19 protein-coding genes are annotated in these 17,706 nt (G+C 71.1%); 2 read left to right on the top strand and 17 right to left on the bottom strand.

Translation table 11 applies throughout. From position 1 onward, the window contains the following. Positions 1–14: 14 nt before the first annotated feature. From FGE12_RS24345 to FGE12_RS24265, 17 genes are all read right to left on the bottom strand, one after another. Complete coding sequence (locus FGE12_RS24345) at positions 15–1,403, bottom strand: FHA domain-containing protein (RefSeq protein WP_194798226.1); 1,389 nt, start codon at positions 1,401–1,403, stop codon at positions 15–17. Between the two features lie 6 nt (positions 1,404–1,409). Then, a complete protein-coding gene (locus FGE12_RS24340; RefSeq protein ID WP_228531058.1) occupies positions 1,410–2,294 on the bottom strand; it encodes a type II secretion system F family protein in 885 nt (294 codons plus the stop codon). A gap of 16 nt (positions 2,295–2,310) precedes the next feature. Beyond that, positions 2,311–3,156, bottom strand: a complete 846-nt coding sequence (locus FGE12_RS24335) for a type II secretion system F family protein (RefSeq protein ID WP_153868989.1) — start codon at positions 3,154–3,156, stop codon at positions 2,311–2,313. Positions 3,157–3,183: 27 nt separating this feature from the next. Continuing rightward, positions 3,184–4,005: a Flp pilus assembly protein CpaB gene (gene cpaB / locus FGE12_RS24330; protein ID WP_153868988.1), complete on the bottom strand. Its 822-nt coding sequence runs from the start codon at positions 4,003–4,005 to the stop codon at positions 3,184–3,186. Positions 4,006–4,227: 222 nt separating this feature from the next. After that, a complete protein-coding gene (locus tag FGE12_RS24325) occupies positions 4,228–4,995 on the bottom strand; it encodes a hypothetical protein (protein ID WP_153868987.1) in 768 nt (255 codons plus the stop codon). Beyond that, entirely contained in the window at positions 4,992–5,222 is a 231-nt protein-coding gene (locus FGE12_RS24320; RefSeq protein ID WP_153868986.1) for a hypothetical protein, read from the bottom strand. Before FGE12_RS24320 ends, FGE12_RS24325 begins: the two co-directional genes overlap by 4 nt. Further along, the gene (locus tag FGE12_RS24315; protein WP_153868985.1) at positions 5,222–5,983 is read right to left on the bottom strand and encodes a hypothetical protein; all 762 of its coding nucleotides are present in this window, start codon (positions 5,981–5,983) and stop codon (positions 5,222–5,224) included. Before FGE12_RS24315 ends, FGE12_RS24320 begins: the two co-directional genes overlap by 1 nt. After that, a complete protein-coding gene (locus FGE12_RS24310) occupies positions 5,980–6,714 on the bottom strand; it encodes a hypothetical protein (RefSeq protein WP_153868984.1) in 735 nt (244 codons plus the stop codon). The genes FGE12_RS24315 and FGE12_RS24310 overlap by 4 nt, the downstream gene beginning before the upstream one ends. Positions 6,715–6,727: 13 nt before the next feature. After that, on the bottom strand, positions 6,728–7,966 hold the full coding sequence (locus FGE12_RS24305) for a TadE/TadG family type IV pilus assembly protein (protein ID WP_153868983.1): 1,239 nt from the start codon (positions 7,964–7,966) through the stop codon (positions 6,728–6,730). Positions 7,967–7,977: 11 nt separating this feature from the next. Then, positions 7,978–10,002, bottom strand: a complete 2,025-nt coding sequence (locus FGE12_RS24300; RefSeq protein WP_153868982.1) for a Tad domain-containing protein — start codon at positions 10,000–10,002, stop codon at positions 7,978–7,980. A gap of 8 nt (positions 10,003–10,010) precedes the next feature. Beyond that, a complete protein-coding gene (locus FGE12_RS24295; RefSeq protein WP_228531057.1) occupies positions 10,011–10,973 on the bottom strand; it encodes a TadE/TadG family type IV pilus assembly protein in 963 nt (320 codons plus the stop codon). Between the two features lie 90 nt (positions 10,974–11,063). Beyond that, complete coding sequence (locus FGE12_RS24290) at positions 11,064–12,341, bottom strand: zf-HC2 domain-containing protein (protein WP_153868980.1); 1,278 nt, start codon at positions 12,339–12,341, stop codon at positions 11,064–11,066. Further along, the gene (locus tag FGE12_RS24285; protein ID WP_153868979.1) at positions 12,338–12,988 is read right to left on the bottom strand and encodes an RNA polymerase sigma factor; all 651 of its coding nucleotides are present in this window, start codon (positions 12,986–12,988) and stop codon (positions 12,338–12,340) included. Before FGE12_RS24285 ends, FGE12_RS24290 begins: the two co-directional genes overlap by 4 nt. Then, positions 12,978–13,433: a DUF2085 domain-containing protein gene (locus FGE12_RS24280; protein WP_194798225.1), complete on the bottom strand. Its 456-nt coding sequence runs from the start codon at positions 13,431–13,433 to the stop codon at positions 12,978–12,980. Before FGE12_RS24280 ends, FGE12_RS24285 begins: the two co-directional genes overlap by 11 nt. 7 nt (positions 13,434–13,440) lie before the next feature. After that, a complete protein-coding gene (locus FGE12_RS24275; protein WP_153868978.1) occupies positions 13,441–14,421 on the bottom strand; it encodes an ABC transporter ATP-binding protein in 981 nt (326 codons plus the stop codon). Continuing rightward, a complete protein-coding gene (locus tag FGE12_RS24270) occupies positions 14,418–15,461 on the bottom strand; it encodes an ABC transporter ATP-binding protein (protein ID WP_153868977.1) in 1,044 nt (347 codons plus the stop codon). Before FGE12_RS24270 ends, FGE12_RS24275 begins: the two co-directional genes overlap by 4 nt. Positions 15,462–15,556: 95 nt before the next feature. Beyond that, complete coding sequence (locus FGE12_RS24265) at positions 15,557–16,399, bottom strand: DUF4292 domain-containing protein (protein WP_153868976.1); 843 nt, start codon at positions 16,397–16,399, stop codon at positions 15,557–15,559. Between the two features lie 43 nt (positions 16,400–16,442). Here FGE12_RS24265 and FGE12_RS24260 point away from each other — a divergent pair, with 43 nt between their 5' ends. Further along, a complete protein-coding gene (locus FGE12_RS24260; protein ID WP_153868975.1) occupies positions 16,443–17,147 on the top strand; it encodes a MotA/TolQ/ExbB proton channel family protein in 705 nt (234 codons plus the stop codon). Between the two features lie 9 nt (positions 17,148–17,156). Then, the gene (locus tag FGE12_RS24255) at positions 17,157–17,615 is read left to right on the top strand and encodes a biopolymer transporter ExbD (RefSeq protein ID WP_153868974.1); all 459 of its coding nucleotides are present in this window, start codon (positions 17,157–17,159) and stop codon (positions 17,613–17,615) included. Positions 17,616–17,706 lie beyond the last annotated feature (91 nt).

Below are 17,706 nucleotides of genomic sequence, written 5' to 3'. Positions count from 1 at the left end.
ACCCGGCCGCCGCGCTACAGCGCGTACCGGTTTCGCTGTTCGAGTGCGAGAGTGTGGCAGCGATGCTCGGTCGTAGGGAAGTGCCGCAGCACGTCCTCGAAGGCCTCGCGCACCGCCTTCGCGTCCCGGTACTGCACCCCTCGCTGGAATTCCAGCATCAGCCGCGCGCACTCCCGGTCCAGGTCGGCGCTCACCTGGGCGAGCGCGTAGCGCACGTCCCGGTACAGCTCGGGGCGCTCGTCCAGGGCCTCGAGCGTCACCCACGCGAAGCGGTAGTTCTTCCAGGCGCGAAAGAGGTTCTCGCTCCCCGCCGCGCGCTGCACGTCGTAGGCGCGCGCCTTGGCCACCGACTCGCGCGCGCTCGCGAGCAGCTCCGCGGGCGGCAGCTCGGGCACGGGGATGATCTCCACCCGCAGCCCCTCGATGCGCCAGGGCTCGTGGCCCGGCGGGTTCTTCACGTTGTCGAAGATGAGCTGGTTGCGCGCGTTGCGGTGCAGCGCCGAGGGCGGGAGCACCAGCTCCAGCTCGCGCTCGGAGGCGCCGCCCGCGTCCGGCGGGACCCAGCCCTGGTCGATGCCGTTGACGCTGACGCTCACCTCGTCCTTCGAGATGCCGCTCGCCTGGTAGCGCAGCAGCGCCACGGCGCGCGTGGGCGCGGTGAACTCGAAGGTGAACACCTTCATGTCCGGCCGCTCCCACGTCACCCCGTCCCCGAGGCCGAAGGAGCCGCGCAGGGGCGTGGCCGTGAGCTGCGTGGGCTCGGGGCCGAGCTCCTCTCGCGCGGCGCTGCGCGGCTGGAACAGCGCCACCAGCGTTCCCGCCATGGCGAGCAGCGCGGCGAGCGCGAGCGCACCCGCGACCGACTTGCCCCGGCGATCCAACCCCTCCCACGCGAGGCGCAGCTGCCCGCCCAGGGTGCCGCTCACCGCACGGCGCCGGCGGGCGCGCTCGGCGGCGGTGGGAGCTGTCTCAAGCGGTGCCTCGGTGCGTGCCGCCGCCCCGGCAGGCAGCTTCGCACCGGGGCGCGGCGTCACGGTCTCCAGCGCCGCGGCGCGGGCAGGCGCGCGCGGGCGCACCTCGGCCGCGGCGAGGATGCGCGTGCTGTCCGCTGCGGCGTGGGAGAAGACCAGCTCCACGGGCCCCAGGCAGATGCAGTCGCCGTCCTCGAGCGCCTGCGGGCCCTCGAGCAGCACGCCGTTGAGCTCGGTGCCGTTCGCGCTGCCCACGTCCTCCACCAGCAGCGCTCCACCTTGCGCATAGATGCGCGCGTGGCGGCGCGACACCCCCGCGTCCGGCAGCACGAGCTCGTTCTCCGGCCCGCGTCCGATGCGCAGCTCGCCCTGCCCGAGCGCGAGCTCGCGCCCCGCCTGCTCCCCCTTCGAGATCCGCAGCGAGTAGCCCACGCGCGCCTACTCCATCTGCCCGAAGAGCATCTTGAACACGATGGGCCCGAACAGGACCATGAACACCGTGGGGAAGATGCACGCGATGAGCGGGAAGAGCATCTTGACCGGCGCCTCGCCCGCGAGCTTCTCGGCGCGCTGTGTGCGGTCGATGCGCATCTGGGTGGACTGGATGCGCAGCACCTTGCCCAGGCTGGTGCCCATCTTGTCCGCCTGGATGAGCGCGGTGACGAAGGTGGTGAGCGCGGGCAGGTCCACCCGGGCGATCATCGACTTGAGCGCCTCCTCGCGCGTCTTGCCCATCTTCAGCTGCTTGAGCACCAGCTGCAGCTCCTCCTTGAGCGGGCCGTCCTTGCCCTTCTCCACCACCTTCGCGAGCGCGCCGGTGAAGTCCAGGCCCGCCTCCACCGAGAGCGTGAGCAGGTCCAGGCTGTAGGGCAGCGCGCGCCCGATGAGCAGGTGGCGCTTCTTCACCTGATCGCTCACCCAGAGCAGCGGGTAGTAGGCGCCGAGCAGGAGGAAGAGCACGCTCCAGCCCAGGCTCTGCCCCACCCCGTTCACCAGGATGAGCCCGGCGAAGAGCCCCACCACCGCGGAGAGCTCCTGCAGCGCGAGGATGTCCTCGGGCTTGTAGGCCTGCGGGTCGCCGCCCTTCACCAGGCTGCGGCGCACGCGCGCCTCGTAGGCTGGCGTCATGAAGCGCCGGTTCACCACGCCCAGCTTGCGCACCAGCACCATGCCGGCGCCCTTCACGCCGCCCGAGGACTCCTCGCGCACCTCGGTGAGCAGGCGCCCCAGGTAGCTCTGGTACAGGCCGTGGCCCAGCAGGCTCACGGAGGCGGCCACCGCCACCGCCGCCGTGCCCAGCATCATGTTCGAGAGGATCTCCATCGCGCCGGCCCTGCCCCTAGATGTCGATGTTCACGATGCGCCGGATGATGAGGACCCCGAGGACCTCCATCACCGCCACCAGCGTCACCAGCACGTAGCCGAAGAGGTGCTCGAGCATCGGCTGCATCAGGTCCGGGCGCATGGCGTTGAGCACCAGCCCCAGCACCAGCGGCATCGCCGCCACGATCCACCCCTGCAGCTTTCCCTGGCTGGTGAGCGCGTCGATCTTCCCCTCGAGCCGGAAGCGCTCGCGGATGACGTTGGAGATGGTCTCGAACATCTCCGCCATGTTCCCGCCCAGCTGGCGCGAGATGTTCGTGGCCACCACCACCAGCTCCAGGTCGTCGCTGCCCACGCGCCGGCCCATGTTCATCAGCGCGTCCTCCATGGGGACGCCCAGCTTGATCTCCTTCACGAAGAGCCCGAACTCCTGGCCCAGCGGCGCGAGCGCCTCCTTCGACACCGTCTCGATGGCCTGGGGGAAGGTGAGCCCCGCCTTGAAGGCGTTCGCCATGGCCTGCAGCGCGTCCACCAGCTGCACGTTGAACTTCTTGATGCGCCGCTTGCGGTAGTGGCGCACCAGCAGCATCGGCAGGAAGAAGCCGAACACCGTGGCCACGATGCACAGCAGAGGATTGAAGAGCACGTAGCTCAGGATCCCCAGCAGGCACATGCACGCCACGTTGAGCGCGAGCATCTGGCGCGGGTCGATGAACAGGAACATGTCGCTCAAGTCGTTCATCGACTTGACGACGTAGCGCTCCTGGTACTGCTCGTACGCCTTCGCCAGCACGGTCGCGATGACCAGGCTAAAGAAGAAGACCGAGCCGGTGACGAGGAGGAGGACGAGTCCGGAGAGCATGGGGAGCGCGCTCGCGAGGGCGACGGGCTACGGCGCGCTGCGGCTTCCCACCGCGCTGTGCTCGCCCGAGCCCTTGATGATCTGGATGACCTCCTGGCGCCGCTGCTCGAGCACGCGCGTGCGCTCGCCCGAGAGCAGCGTGCTGATCGTCGCGCGGCCGCGCTCCTCGATCATGTCCACGTCGTCCTCGTTGCGCAGGCTCACCGTGAGGCTGCCGAGCTCCTGCGCGAGCGTGATGATCTCCGCCTCCTCGGGGATGACCAGCAGCGTGATGTTGTTGTAGTCGCGGTCCGCCTCGGGCAGCAGGTTCACGTTGGTGGTGCCGGTGATCTTCCCGGTAGCCAGCACGATGATGTTCTGCAGCAGCGTCACCGACACCGTGTCGTTGCTCTGCGGGTCGCGGAAGGTGCCGATGAGGTCCACGTGATCGTTGGGGCGGATCCACCCGCCCACCGAGGTCTTCGGGCTCGCATCGATGGTGATCGCGCGCCCCTTCTTCTGCACCTTGGTGCTGAGGCGCTCGCCACCCTTGTTGCTCGCGAACTGGCTCCACAAGAGCGGGTCGCCCGCCTGCAGCGGGACCAGCACCTTGCTGCCCTCCACGTAGCTCGCGGACTCCGGCTTCACCACGGACGAGGTCACGAACTGCTCGGGCACCTTGCGGTTGGCCATCATGTCCGCGGTCACCACGGTGCCCTGCGGGATGTCCTGCTTGGCCACCACCACCATCACCGGCGTCCAGCCCTTGCGCACCGCCGCTTCCTTCGTCTTCAGGGCCGTGTACGCGAGCACGCCCGCGAACAGGCCGAGCACGAGGGCGACGACGAGGGGGGTCTTACCCTTCAGCATGGCTCGAGTTCTCCAGAGGCGCGCCCGCAGGGACGAGGCGGGCAGTTGAGTCGATGAGACGACGATGCGGGGAGCGCTGCGCCGCGAGCGTGCTGCTCGATGCTAGCGAGCGCGCTTCGAGGGTGTCAAAGCGCGCGTCCCCATTCCATGAACGCCGTGCGTCTTGCCGCCCAGTTGCAATTGCAGCACTGCGGCATGCGCGCTGGAGCCGGGAAAACGGCCTCATGGCACCGCCGGGAGCACGGACGCGGGCTCGGAAGCGCGCGGCAGATCCGGGTTGAACAGCCCCTTGAGCACGAGCGCTCCATGCGTCTCCGGATCCATCAGGAGCGCAGGCTGTCCCCCGTCGGGCGCGAAGCCTGCGAGCCGCAGCTCGAAGGTGGCCCCGTCCGGGGACACCCAGACCAGCACTTCGCCCGGGACGAGGCCCTCGGGCACGGCGTCCGCAGCAGCGGTGACGCGCACCCGCGGCGGCTGCGCTCGCAGGAGACGGTCGCGCACGCGGTCCTCGCGCGCCGTGGCGCCCGCGAGCGCTCGCGCCCACGTGGCCTCGTCGCGGGCGACCTCGCCGTCCTTCTGGAGTGCGCCCACCATCGCGAGGTGCACGCGCCGCCCCACCTGCAGGAACGCGAGGTTCGCGCGCGCCTCCGAGCGCTCCAGCCCGGTGCCCGCGCCGCGCCCCTGTGCGGCCCACGCGAGCAGCAGCGCCGTGAGCACCGCGCCCGAGGCCCACAGCGGCGCGGAGCGGCCCCGCACGAGCCCCCCGAGCAGCCGCAGCGCGCCCGCCGCGGCGAGCAGCGCCCCCGCGAGCAGCGCGGCACTGGGCGGCGCGCCCGCGTGGAAGGGCTGCGAGAGCGCGTGCGCGAGGTGGCGCCACTCGGGCGCACTGCCCCAGAGCACGGGCGCCGCGAGCGCGAGGAAGACGAGCGCGTGGAGGACGCGCAGCGCGAGCGGCGAGGCCGCGGCGCGGGACGGGGAGGCGCTTCTCACGGGATGGGCAGGTTCAGCACGAACAGGTAGGAGTCGTAGTAGGTCTGGTAGCTGCGCAGGAACAGCTCGATGACGCTGCCCTTCACGTCGTCGGTCCACTCGATGCGCACCGAGGCGCCGAGCGCGAGCGCCATCACCAGGAACCAGGTGACGACCGAGTACTCGAGCATCGCCTGGCCGCGCTCGCTGCGGCGCGGAGCGCGCGCCGGCCTCTTCACGGGTCGCATCACTCGCCCTCCCCTTCCGGCAGCTGCGGCAGCTTCGCGAAGGCCTCGTCCAGGTACTCGAGCCTCACCTTCGGCGCATCCGGTGGCGGAATCTGCATCAGCGGCTTCGCGTCCACGCCGAAGTCGCGCACCTCCATCGCCTGGCCGATGCCCGGGATCTCGATCTTCGCGATCTGCAGCACCGGGATCTCGCGGCTGAACCACAGGCGCTTCACCACCGTGTTGCGGTAGCGCATCTCCAGCGGCACCGCCGGCACGGTGCCAGCCAGGGTCATCAGCTGTACCTCGCGACCGGCCTGGATGGCAGGGCGCGGCCCCTGCCCGGGCCCCGGCGGCGCGGGCGCGGCCGTTGACGGTTCCTTGCGCAGCGCCGCTGCGAGCGCCTCGGGCGAGTACTCCTGCGGCCGGTCGAAGCCGGTGGCCACGATGAGCCGCGTGATGCCCTGCGCGCTGAGGCCCACGTCTTTCGCCACCAGCATCTTCATCTGCGCGAGCGGCGCCGCCATGCCGGGGTGGGTGCCCATGTCGACCTCGATCCACAGCGCGTCGCGGCCCAGCCGGTCCTTCTCCGCGGACACCGCCGCGAGCCGCCAGTAGTGCACGCGCTTGCCGCCGCCATCCAGCTTGTAGGTGACCCAGTCGCCCACCTGGGTCTTGCGGATGCCGCGCGCCATGTGCTCCACCAGCGTGCGCACGGCCGGGGGCGTCTGCGCGCGCGCAGGCAGCGCCGCGAGCAGCACTCCGAGGACCAGGGCCCTCATCGCTGGGCCCCCTTCTCCTCGCGCTTCGCCTTGCCCGCGCGCACGGCCGCGTCGTTGGAGACGCCGTCCAGGCGGTCCGAGCCCACCGACATCTGCACCACCGCGGTGAGCTGCGGCTCCATCTCGGTGAGGCTCGCCACCACCTGCTGCGCGCCGGAGGCGAACTCCAGCGTGAGCTGGGGCCGGCCGTCCACCTGCTGGCGCGTCTCGCGCGTGCGCCTGAAGCCCGCGCTCGCGAGCTTCGCCTCCAGCTCCTTCTGCACGCTCGCGAGCGACTGCTCGATGAGCGAGGTGCGGTGCTGCGAGTCGCCGTCCGCGTCCCGGCTGCCCACGTCCGCGCTGTACATCGCGCCCTCCAGCTTCACCAGGCCCGGCGTGGCGGAGGCGGGCGGACGCTCCCACAGGTCGCGCAGCACCGTGAAGCCCAGCGTCTTGCCGTCGTGGCGGCGCAGCACCACGCCGCGCTGCAGCCCCTCGCGCGTGTAGAGCGCGGAGACCACCGCCTCCTCGTGCAGGTCCCCGTCCACCACCGTGGGGTAGCCCTGCTCCTTCCACTGCTTCTCGAAGTAGCGCGCCACCTGCTCCATCGGGTCCGTCGTGGTGAAGTACGCGAGCCGGTAGAACTCGCCGCCGATGACCAGGTCGTTGCCGATGCGGGTGTGCACCACGCCCGGGTACACGGGCAGCTGCTGCTCGGCGCGCGCGAGTCCCGCGAGGAGCAGCGCCGCCATGAAAACGAGCGCCCTACTCACAGTTCACCACCGAGGTGTTCTCGTCCGCCGTGGTGGCCTCCTTGCTGTTGAGCTCGGAGGGGTCCTCGGCCTGCGCGTTCTTGCACCCGAGGAAGTACTCCCCGCGCGACTTGAACATGGCCATGTAGCCATTGAGGTCGCGGCCGTCCGAGCCCTTGTTGTTGTAGTCCATGCGGTCGCGGAAGGGCGCGGTGTCGAAGCAGCGGGGACGGTACACGTCGTCGCCGTCCAGGTTCTCGTACTTGCCCTTGCGGTAGAAGCTCTGCAGGCCGCCGCGCGCGTCCTGCGAAGGGTTGTTCGCGTAGCCGGGGTAGCCCGGGATGCCGGCGCAGTCCGGCGCGTCGGCCGCGTTCTGCGGACCGTAGTTGCGCGCGATGACGAAGGTGCCCAGCGGGTTGGGCAGCGCCTTGCCCATGTAGTCGAGCACCTGCCCGATGCCCACGTTGTTGAGCTTGTCGCGCAGGCCCAGGAAGGTCATGCGGCTCACCTGCTTGTACAGGCCGTGCGGCTTGCTCAGGTCGCCGTCGCGGTGGGCGCCGGCGCGCCGCGAGCGCACCACGGCATCCTTGCCGTCCGCCATGGCCCACGAGTCCGCGTAGAGCGAGAGGTGGCTGTTGAGCGTGAGCGTGGTCAGGTCGTGGCCGCCGGTGAAGTCCGTGGTGAAGAGGCCGCTCTCGCCCTCGTCCAGGTAGTGGCGCGGCAGGAGCCGGTTGTTGAAGTCCATCCTCACGCGGGAGGTGACCATTCCCTCCTTGTTGAAGCCCCAGAAGCCCAGCAGGTAATTGGCGCCGCCGTTCACGGCGCCGAGCACGTCACTGGCCCAGCCGCCCTCGGGGTCATTGCCCAGCACCAGCCCCGCCTCGATGAAGGGGATCTCGCTCTTCTCGATGGTCACCTGCAGGTTGCTCACGTCCGCGATGAAGCTGGGCTGCAGGTCCACCTCCACCGAGTCCATGTCGCCGAAGCGGTTCACGGCGTCCTCGTGGACCTTGTCGTGCGCCTCCGTCCACGCCTTGTCGTGGTCCCCGGTGGCGAAGTCGCTCAAGGGATAGCTCGTCATCTCCCAGGCCGCGTGGCGCGCGGCCTCGTGCATCTTGAGCTTCGCGCGCACCAGCTCGGTCAGGTACATGCTGAAGAGCAGGACGACCACGAGCAGCGGCACCACGAGCGCGAACTCGACGGTGGCGGCGCCGCGGCGCGAGCGCAGGCTTCGGGCGGGGTTCGATCGCATCGGCGGCCCTCTCAGTGCGTCACGATCTTCGGCAGCGCCACGTTGGCGGGCCCGAGGAAGCCCTTCACCTTGTCCAGCAGGGGCAGCTGATCCAGGCCCTGGTAGACGGAGGCGAGGCGCGGGCGCCAGTACGGGTTGAAGAAGTTGGGCTGCTCCGCCCAGTTGCCCGGCCGGTGGTAGTAGGTCTGCCCGCGCGCGATGACGAAGGGGCTGCTGTAGCCGAGGAAGCCCTTGCGGTTGTTCTCCATCACCAGCGTCTGGCCGCCCGAGCCGCCGAAGCTGTACTTCAGCGTGCCCTGGTCGTTGAGCAGCGCCGGCACGTTGTTGCCCGCCGAAGGGTCCTTCTCGTTGCGCAGCTGCGCGGTGCTCTTGCTCAGGGCCACCCAGGTGGAGGGCTGGTTGAAGTCGCGGTGGCGGCTCACGGCGAGCTTGTCGTTGGGCTTGCCGCTGGGGCTGCAGTTGTCGTTGCTGAAGTCCATCGGCTCGAAATGCATGAACGGGACGATGCCCTTCCACGGGTGGTTGCCGTCACCCACCGGCCGCACGAAGGCGCTGAAGACGGAGATCTCCACCTTCGGCGCGAGCGAGATCTTCGACTCGTTCACCCCGACGTCCTTCTCGGGCCCCTTGGGTGACTGGTGCCAGGCCCAGCCCTCCGAGTTCTGGGCGTAGTTCACGCGCCAGTGCACGCCGCCGTTGCTCGGCGACTTCTCGAACTCGTTCATCGCCCAGATGCTGGTCTTCATCGTGCTGCGGTAGGGCGTGTACTCGGTCTTCGAGTTGCCCAGCCCCTTGCGCGGATCGCCCCAGCACTCGTTGGGGTTGTCGTTCTTGCCGCACGAGAAGGGGTTGTCCACGCTGATGGGGCCGAGGCCGAACTTGTCCGGGCCGATGTTGAGCCAGTAGATGTCGTCCGAGCCCATGTTGTCGCCCTGGGCCAGCATGCCCATGGGGACGGTGGGGCCGTCCTTCCACTCGCGGATGAAGTTGTTGCTCTTCCTCACCTTGTCCGCGTTGGGGTTGTTGCGCGTGAGGAAGCGCGTCTGCCCCATCTTGCACCACGTGTCGCTGCAGCCGTTGAGGAAGCTCTTGATGACCTTGAGCGAGTCCGGCAGCGGCAGCAGGTCGCCGAGCTGGCGGCTGGTGACGAAGCCCTCGGGGCACACGCCGCCCTCGGAGTCGCAGGGGTAGCGGCTCGCGTTGGTGATGTTGCCCATGACCCGCTTGGCGCGCGCCGTGCGGTCGTCGTTGCCCTGGTAGGCGTTGGGGTCCAGCGGCTTGAAGGGGTTCTTGGGCTTGAGGTCCAGGGGCCTGCCGCCGGCTTCCTCGAAGTGCGCCCGGTTGAAGAGGCACTGGCTCGCGAGCCCCGAGAGCGCCTGGGAGAACTTGGGGTCCAGGTCCGGGTCGTTCTGCGCAATGAGGCTGTCCACCGTCTGCAGGATGTGCGTGGAGGTCGAGTACATCACCCCCTGCGACGCGAAGAACATCGCCGAGTTGAGCGTGCGGTGCGCAGGGATGACGTACTTGCCGATGATCTTGTCCGGGTTGAGCCCCTTCACGATGTCCTGGAAGCCCACCAGCACGGTTCGGAAGACGTCGATGACCTCCTCGATCGCGATGATGATCTCCCCGATGACGGGAATGGCCTCGAGCAGCTTGCAGGCCACCTTCCAGAAGAGGCTCCCCTTGCCTCCGCACGGGCTGAGGGTCCGCATGAACCCGTACATGTCCGTGAAGAAGGCCTCCGCGAAGTAGATGAGGCTGAGCAGCGACTGCCACATCATCGCGGACACGTAGTGCGAGACCTGGGTGCGGTTCGCGTACGCGTAGAAGTTGAAGGCGCGCGCCTCCATGGCGGCCATGGAGTACGCAGCGGAGTCCGCCGTGTTCTGCAGGCGGATGCGCTCGCTCACGTTGTGGCCGATGTTCACCGTGGTCAGCACGGCGATGGCGAGCACCAGCATCAGCAGGCAGGCCATCACGAGCGCCTGGCCCTCCTGGCGGCGCATGCCGTTGCGGATGGAGCGGGTGAGCATGCGGGCTCCTAGAGGTTCCAGTCCGGGTTGATGTGCATGATCCACTTCTTGTGGAAGTTGGACTGCATGCGCATCGACTGCGTGGCGGTGAGCGGGATGAAGTACTTCTTGCCCACCACGCGCGAGAGCAGCGGCACGGTGCCCTGCGAGAGCCGCCACAGCACGACCATCTCGGTGGGGTACACCGAGTCGTAGCCCTGGTTGTGCGCGATGCCCTTGCCCTTGCTGCCGAGCGGCTCGAGGTTGCCGTCCGCCGTCATGTTCGCGCCCGGCTCCACCGTGGGCTTGTCGATGCCGCCCGAGAGCGCGACGTCCGAGTTGGACGCGAACCAGGCGGTGAAGATCACCCAGTTGGCGAAGGGCACCGTGAGCTCGTACCAGTAGCGCAGGCGGATCTGCAGCAGCGTGGCCTTGCGGTACTGGACCTCGGAGGAGTCCGGCTCCGGGAGGTTGAAGAACTTGCGGATCTTGTCCTCGAAGCCCGGGATCTCCGGGTAGGTGTCCGCCCCGTCGAAGTCCAGCTCCTTCCAGTTCGCGCCCGCGCGCAGCTTCCAGATGCTGCCGATGGGATCCCAGAGCGAGGGCCGGATGGTGTCCACGCGGATGAAGCCGAAGAGGTTCGAGCCGTTGAAGGCCGCCGGATCGATGACCTTGCCCTTGCCCATCTGCAGCTGGCGCATGGCGAGGTCCCAGCCCTTGTGCAGCGCCCAGGTCTTGCCCAGCTCGAACACGTCGTCCGTGCGCCCGAGCGTGGGCAGCAGCGCCACGACGGCGGCGTCGTGCATGCGCTCGTTGTTGCCGTTCCACACGATGCCCGCGCGCGCCGCCTGGTACGCCGCGTACTCGGTCATCAGCTTGGCGTGCTGCATCATGGTGAGCTGGATGATCCCCAGCACCATGAAGGTCATCAGCGGCAGCACGAGGGCGGCCTCCACGGCCACCTGCCCTCGCTGTGCACCCGCGCGGCTCATCCCCATGCGGAGCATTGTCCCGGAGTCACACCGGGGCGCCCATCGGTCAGGTGGCCGACCCACCCACGTCCGATTCCGCCAGTTGCGCTCTTATTGAGCCGGAACGGAAGTGCGGTCGAGCCGTTCGAGGACGGCCTGGGCCGCGCGGGCCTCGGCCGACCCCGGGCTCTCGGCAAGCACGGCGCGGCAGGCCTCGCGCGCGGCCACAGCCTGGCCGCGTGCCGCCTCGGCCTCGCACAGCCGCCGCAGCAGCGCGGGGCGCTCGCGAGCCGGCGCCCCGCCGAGGGCCTCGCGCAGCAGCGCGGCCTCGCCGCTGCGGTCCCCTGCCCTGCGCGCCGCATCCGCCTCGCGCGAGAGCGTGGCGGTCTGCGCCCCGGGCGCGTTCGCATACCCGAGGTTGGCGGCGCGCTGCTCGTCCTTGGACGGCGCCGCAGAGGGCGCCGCCGCTGCCGGCGCTGCCTCCGCCTTCGAGGCCGCGGGAGCGCTCCGCGCCGCCTTCGAGGGAGCGGCCGCCACCTGCGCGGGCGGCGGCGAGGCGGGCGCGGAGGACGCAGCGGCTCCGTACGAACCGGTCCCGGTCGAGTGGGCGCTGAACGTGTCCACGCCGGAAGCCCCGGCGCGCGCCCCCTGGGGGCGAGCGGGCTCTGCCTGCGCGACCCCCGCCGCAGCGGCGTTGGCCGCCGCGCCGGCAGCTGCCTCGTCCTCCTTGTCGGCGAGTGCGCCGGAAAGCTCCGCCGGAGCCTCCGCAGACGCGGGCGCGGCCTTCTTCGCGGCGCTGCGCTGGGCGAGCACGCCCCGCTCGGCGCGCGAACGCTCGTCCGCCGCGACCTTCGCGCGGCGCTGCTCCTCGGCACGCAGGGGCGCACCGGCCGAGTCCGCAGCCTTCTGCTCCTGCTCCTGCGCCTCGCCGAGCATGGGCGAAGGCGCAGGCGGAGGCTGCTCCACACCGGAGGCCTGCGGCTCGGCCCGAGCGGAGACCACCTCCCGCAGGGCCTCGGGGCCGCGCGCATCGAGCGCCTCGTGCTGACGCACCACCACGATGCCGAAGAGGCCCGCGGCGAGCGCACCGGAGAGCGGGAGCACGAGCCGGCGCCACCCGCCGCGCGCCGGGGCACGCGAGGGCTCGGCATTGCGGCGCGCGGTGCTCTGCGCATACGCGAGCAGCGAGTCCAGCCCCGCGTGCGGCACGGGCTCCTCGGCGAGCGGCGCCATGGCGGTGCGCACGCCGCGGATCTCCCGCAGGGACTCGGTGCAGCGCGGGCAGTCCTCGAGGTGCACCTCCACGGCGCGCGCCTCGGCGGGCGGCAGCTCCCCGTAGGCGTACTCCAGCAGCCGGTCCTCGTGACCTTGGGGCGACTGGGGCTTCATCCGGCCACCGTCCTCTCGCCGTCCGCGAGGTCGCCGTCCACGCCGAGGGCCGCGAGCGTGCGGCGCAGCGACTCCAGCGCGTAGCGCATGCGGCTCTTCACGGTGTTCTCCGACACGCCCGTCACCTCGGCGATCTCCTTGAATGCGATGCCGCTGTACTCGCGCAGCACGAACACCTCGCGCTGCTCCTCGGGGAGCTGCGCGAGCGCGCGCTCCAGCAGGGGGCGCAGCCGCGCCGCGTGGGCGCCGCGCTCCGGGCTCGCGCCGCCGTCCGGCAGCGCCTCGCCCAGCGGACGCGCCCCCTCCTCTGCGCGCGCGGAGGCCGGCGCCTCGAGCGACTCCGTCTGCCGGTAGCTCTCCTTTCGCGCACTGTCCACGCAGAGGTTCCTTGCGATCGTGTAGAGCCAGGTCGTGAACTTGGCCCGCGGCTCGTACTCCCGGGCGCTGCGCACCACCTTGAGCCAGGTCTCCTGCAGCAGGTCCTCCGAGCGCGCCCGCTGCCCGGAGAACCGGAGGATGAAGTGGAAGACGGGCCCGCGATGACGGCGCACGAGGGCCTCGAACGCCCTCGCGTCGCCCGCGCGGAACGCGAGCATCAGCTGCTCGTCTGAGGCCTCCGCTGCCACCGCACCCCCGTCACGGGCCATCCGGGCCCTCGTCCTGCATTCCTTCAACGGCCGGGCCCGCATTTGGGTCTACGCGCCGCAGCCGGAGGACGATGACAGGGAGCGCCACGGCTGTCACCAGGGCGCCCTGCGCGAGGAGCACCGGGGGCAGCGGGCGCTGCAGGTGCACGTGCAGCGAGCGGGCGAGCGCGGCGCCCAGCAGCACGCCCGTGAGCGCGCGCTGCACGTTGCCGCCCCACGCAGGCCGCAGCTGCCCCACGCTCCAGTCCACCAGGGCGGGCAGCGTGAGCAGCAGCACCCCCGGCACGTCCCAGCGCCACGCGAGGGGTGCACGCAGGGTGAAGAGCAGCGCGAGCCCCAGCGCCAGCGCCGGATAGGTGCCGAGGCAGCGCGCGCACACGTGCACGCCGCCCAGCCGCACGGTGCGGTGCCGCTCAGAGGCCCGGTGGTGACTCAGCCAGAACACGTGCGCCTCACGAGGTAGCGGGATCGTTGAGGTGGCAGGCCGCCACGTGCCCGCCGCCCACGTCGTAGAGCGGGGGCACCTCGCGGCGGCAGCGCTCGAAGGCGTAGGGACAGCGCGGGTGGAAGGCGCAGCCCGGCGGCGGCGCGAGCGGCGAGGGCACGTCTCCCTGCAGCAGGAGGCGCTCCTTGCGCAGCGCGGGGTCCACCTCGGGCACCGCCGAGAGCAGCGCCTGCGTGTAGGGGTGGCGGGGGCGGCGGTAGAGGTCTTCCGCGCCCGCCAGCTCCACGATCTTCCCCAGGTACATCACGGCCACGCGCGTGGAGATGTACTCCACGATCTTCAGGTCGTGCGCGATGAACACGTAGGTGAGCCCCAGCTCGCGCTGCAGGTCCACCAGCAGGTTCACGATCTGCGCCTGGATGGAGACGTCCAGCGCGCTGATCGGCTCGTCCGCCACCACCAGGTCCGGGCGCACCGCGAGGCTGCGCGCGATGCCGATGCGCTGGCGCTGCCCGCCGCTGAACTCGTGCGGGAAGCGGTCCATCGCGTCGCGCGGCAGGCCCATCAGCGCGAGCAGCGAGAGCACCTGCCGCTCGCGCTCGGCCCCGCGCGCGAGCCCGTGGATGGCGAAGGGCTCGCCGACGATCTCGCGCACCGTGAGGCGCGGGTTGAGGCTCGCGTAGGGGTCCTGGAAGACGAGCTGCATGCGCCGGCGCAGCGCGCGCAGCTCGCGCGCAGGCATCCCCACCAGCTCCTGGCCGTCGAAGCGCACCGAGCCCGAGGTGGGCTCGACGAGCCGCAGCAGGCTGCGGCCCAGTGTGCTCTTGCCGCAGCCGCTCTCGCCCACCAGCCCCAGCGTCTCGCCGCGCGCCACCTCGAAGCTCACCCCGTCCACGGCCCGCACCGTGCCGCGCACGCGCCCGAGCACCCCGCCGCGCACGGGGAAGTGGGTGCGCAGGTCCTTCACCTGCACCAGGGGCCCGCTCATGGCGCGGGCACCGGGTTGTGGCAGGCGGCGAGCTGCCCGTCGCGCTGCGGCGCGAGCGGCGGATCGATGCGGGCGCACACCTCGAGCGCGCGCTCGCAGCGCTCGCGGAAGCGGCACCCTGCAGGGCGGTTGCCCAGCGAGGGCACGATGCCGGGGATGGCCTGCAGTCGCCCCCGCGTCTTCGAGGACCTGGAGGACGGAATGGAGCGCAGCAGCCCGGCCGTGTAGGGGTGCGCCGGGCTCGCGAAGAGCCGGGCCGCGGGCGCCTGCTCCACCACGCGGCCCGCGTACATCACGAGCACCTGCTCGCAGGTCTCGGCCACCACGCCCAGGTCGTGGGTGATGAGCATCACCGCCATGCCGCGCTCGCGGCGCAGGCGCCCGAGCAGGTCGAGGATCTGCGCCTGGATGGTCACGTCCAGCGCCGTGGTCGGCTCGTCGGCGATGAGCAGCGCCGGATCGCACGCGAGCGCGATGGCGATCATCACGCGCTGGCGCATGCCGCCGGAGAGCTGGTGCGGGTAGTCGTCCACGCGGCTCGCGGGCGCAGGGATGCCCACCTGCTCGAGCATCTCGATGGCGCGCGCCCGGGCCGCCGCACGCGAGAGCCCCTGGTGCAGGCGCACGCCCTCGGCGATCTGCGCCCCCACCGTGTGCATGGGGTTGAGCGAGGTCATCGGCTCCTGGAAGATCATCGACACGCGGTTGCCGCGCAGCCTGCGCATCTCGCGCTCACCGAGCTGCAGCAAGTCCTGGCCCTGGAGGAGGACCTCCCCGCCCACGATGCGCCCCGGCGGATCCGCCACGAGCCGCATCACGGAGAGCGCCGTCACGCTCTTGCCGCAGCCGCTCTCCCCCACCACGCCCAGCGTGCCGCCCGCCGGGATGGAGAAGGACACGTCGTCCACCGCGAGCACGTCGCGCGTTCCACCGCCGTCCGCCGGGAGCGAGAACCGGGTCTTGAGGCCGCGCACCGCGAGCAGCGGCCCACCCTCGCGGGGCTGCGGCAGGAGCGGCGCGGCGCTGCGGGGCGTGGACATGAGGCGGAGTCGAGGGCGGGGCGCGGGAGGAGCAGATCTACCACAACGCGTGAGCCCTCCCCTCCTGCACGCGACTGCCCGCCAGGCGGGGAGGCTCAGGAGCCGGGCGGCGCGAGGGGGGCCTGGGGCAGCGGGCGCCCCTGGCCGTCCACCTCCACCACCGGCACCCCCTCGGGCGCTGCGAGCTCGAACATGGTGAGGTCCGGAGGCCCGTTGAGCGTGACGTCCGTGTAGCGCAGCTCCAGCGTGGTCTGCGCCTGCGGGGCCTGCAGCTTCGCGGTGCGCGGGAAGGAGAGCTTGCCGGACTGAAGGAAGTCACCGAAGCCCAGCTCGTACGCGTCCATGCCGTGCACCTCGCTGTGCAGCACGCGGTAGTGGGTGGGGTGCACGGTGAGCACCTGGGTGACCTTCGTCGGCGCGCCGCTGCGCGAGGGCACCTCTCCCTCGAGCGTGAGCACGTAGCCGCCCGCCTTCGCGTCCACGCGCAGGGACACCGGCTGCTCGGCGATGCGCGGCGCCTCGCCGAGCAGGAGCGAGACCAGCTCGTCGCCGGGGATGACCACGGGCAGGAAGCGCGAGAGGTTCTCCGGCGTGGCGGGTCCGCGGTAGTAGCGGTTCTCCTGGGCCTGGTAGAGCCCGAAGCGCTGCCCGTCCGAGACGAGCACCGCGAGCGGCTTGCCGAAGAAGTCCAGGGTCTCCAGGTGCAGCATTCCGGGGCGCGCGATGGCGCCGTAGAGGGTCACCGTGCCCTTGGCGTCCGGCGACTCCACGCGCAGGCGGCTCTCACCCTGCAGGGTCGCCACCCTGGCCTCGGCCTGGCGCACGAGCGCGAGCAGGGCGGCCGGGTCCTTCACCTCCCCCTCGGGGCCGAAGTCCAGGCGCTTGGGACAGCCCGTGCACAACAGGGTCAGGAACATTGCGGCGGCTACGCGGTTCATGGAGTAAGTCTCCGCCGAGGAGTCGGCCTTTGGCCATTACTGCATGAGCTTCTCCGATCTGCTCCACTACCTTCGTCTGGGAGGCGTCACTCTCGCCCTCCTGCTCCTGGCCTCCGTGCTCGCGCTCGGCGTGGCGGTCGAGCGCCTCATCGCCCTGTGGGGCGTGAGCGAGCGCTCGCGCACCCTGAGCGAGGTGGTGCACAAGCACCTGCTGCGCGGGGACCTCACCGCCGCCCGCACCGCCGCCGAGCGCTCGGACGCGGTCGCCGCGGACATCTACCTCGCGGGCTTCCAGCGCCTCGAGCGCAGCCGCCGCGTGGACGACGCGGTGGTGGGCGCGGTGGAGCGCGAGCGCACCCAGGTGGGCCTGCGCCTGCGCCGAAACCTCTGGCTGCTCGCCACCATCGGCTCCATCACGCCCTTCGTGGGCCTGTTCGGCACGGTGGCCGGCATCATGCGCTCGTTCAAGGACCTGGGCCTGGACGTGTCCTCCGGAGGCACCGGCGGCACGGCGGCGGTGATGACCGGCATCTCCGAGGCGCTCATCGCCACGGCGGTGGGCATCCTCGTCGCGGTGCAGGCGATGATCTTCTACAACTACTTCCAGGCGCGGCTGGGGCGCGTGGTGGTGGAGCTGCGGCTGCTCGCGGACGAGTTCGTGGAGCTGCTGCGCGAGCGCCCCACGGGCCCGGGCGTGCCCGGCGCCGAGCTCCCTCCCCCGCCGCCGCCTCCCGCGGTGGGGAGCTAGGCGCGCGCCATGGCGATGGGAAAGGCACCGGGGTCCGGTGAGGACGAGGGCGGAGACGGCGTCTTCGCCGAGATCAACATCACCCCGCTCACGGACATCTTCCTCGTGCTGCTCATCATCTTCATGGTGACCAGCACCGTCATCGTGCAGCAGGGCCCCGGCGGCGGCGCGCAGGCCGGCCTCAAGGTGAACCTTCCCTCGGGCGCCGCCACGGACGTGAAGGCGCGCACCAGCGACCTCTCGGTGGCCATCCTCTCCGATGGCCGGCTCGTGCTCTCCGGCAACGTGGTGAGCGCCGACGAGCTCAAGGCGGCCTTCGCCAAGGCGCAGGCGCAGAACCCGCAGACCATGGTCATCGTGCAGGCGGACGAGGGCGTCCCGCACGGCAAGGTGGTGGAGGTGATGGAGTCCGCGAAGGCCGCGGGGCTCGCGCAGCTGGCCATCGGCGTGCGCGACCCGGGGCACTGAAGCGGCCCTTCCGGTGTCTCGTGAAAGCAGCGAGGCCGCCCGGGAGTGCTCCCGGACGGCCTCGTGGCGTTTCAGGCTCTGAGCGGCGCGG

This window comes from Aggregicoccus sp. 17bor-14, assembly GCF_009659535.1.
Taxonomy (GTDB): domain Bacteria; phylum Myxococcota; class Myxococcia; order Myxococcales; family Myxococcaceae; genus Aggregicoccus.
Note: the sequence above shows the minus strand (reverse complement) of the source record. Positions and strands in the feature narration are given on the sequence as shown.

What these genes read in the sequence shown, in the direction of transcription:
- FGE12_RS24340 (WP_228531058.1), bottom strand. Translation starts at nt 2,294, where the DNA reads ATGGAGATCCTCTCGAACATGATGCTGGGCACGGCGGCGGTGGCGGTG.
- FGE12_RS24335 (WP_153868989.1), bottom strand. Translation starts at nt 3,156, where the DNA reads ATGCTCTCCGGACTCGTCCTCCTCCTCGTCACCGGCTCGGTCTTCTTC.
- cpaB (WP_153868988.1), bottom strand. Translation starts at nt 4,005, where the DNA reads ATGCTGAAGGGTAAGACCCCCCTCGTCGTCGCCCTCGTGCTCGGCCTG.
- FGE12_RS24320 (WP_153868986.1), bottom strand. Translation starts at nt 5,222, where the DNA reads ATGCGACCCGTGAAGAGGCCGGCGCGCGCTCCGCGCCGCAGCGAGCGC.
- FGE12_RS24315 (WP_153868985.1), bottom strand. Translation starts at nt 5,983, where the DNA reads ATGAGGGCCCTGGTCCTCGGAGTGCTGCTCGCGGCGCTGCCTGCGCGC.
- FGE12_RS24310 (WP_153868984.1), bottom strand. Translation starts at nt 6,714, where the DNA reads ATGGCGGCGCTGCTCCTCGCGGGACTCGCGCGCGCCGAGCAGCAGCTG.
- FGE12_RS24305 (WP_153868983.1), bottom strand. Translation starts at nt 7,966, where the DNA reads ATGCGATCGAACCCCGCCCGAAGCCTGCGCTCGCGCCGCGGCGCCGCC.
- FGE12_RS24300 (WP_153868982.1), bottom strand. Translation starts at nt 10,002, where the DNA reads ATGCTCACCCGCTCCATCCGCAACGGCATGCGCCGCCAGGAGGGCCAG.
- FGE12_RS24295 (WP_228531057.1), bottom strand. Translation starts at nt 10,973, where the DNA reads ATGAGCCGCGCGGGTGCACAGCGAGGGCAGGTGGCCGTGGAGGCCGCC.
- FGE12_RS24290 (WP_153868980.1), bottom strand. Translation starts at nt 12,341, where the DNA reads ATGAAGCCCCAGTCGCCCCAAGGTCACGAGGACCGGCTGCTGGAGTAC.
- FGE12_RS24285 (WP_153868979.1), bottom strand. Translation starts at nt 12,988, where the DNA reads ATGGCCCGTGACGGGGGTGCGGTGGCAGCGGAGGCCTCAGACGAGCAG.
- FGE12_RS24275 (WP_153868978.1), bottom strand. Translation starts at nt 14,421, where the DNA reads ATGAGCGGGCCCCTGGTGCAGGTGAAGGACCTGCGCACCCACTTCCCC.
- FGE12_RS24270 (WP_153868977.1), bottom strand. Translation starts at nt 15,461, where the DNA reads ATGTCCACGCCCCGCAGCGCCGCGCCGCTCCTGCCGCAGCCCCGCGAG.
- FGE12_RS24265 (WP_153868976.1), bottom strand. Translation starts at nt 16,399, where the DNA reads ATGAACCGCGTAGCCGCCGCAATGTTCCTGACCCTGTTGTGCACGGGC.
- FGE12_RS24260 (WP_153868975.1), top strand. Translation starts at nt 16,443, where the DNA reads ATGAGCTTCTCCGATCTGCTCCACTACCTTCGTCTGGGAGGCGTCACT.
- FGE12_RS24255 (WP_153868974.1), top strand. Translation starts at nt 17,157, where the DNA reads ATGGCGATGGGAAAGGCACCGGGGTCCGGTGAGGACGAGGGCGGAGAC.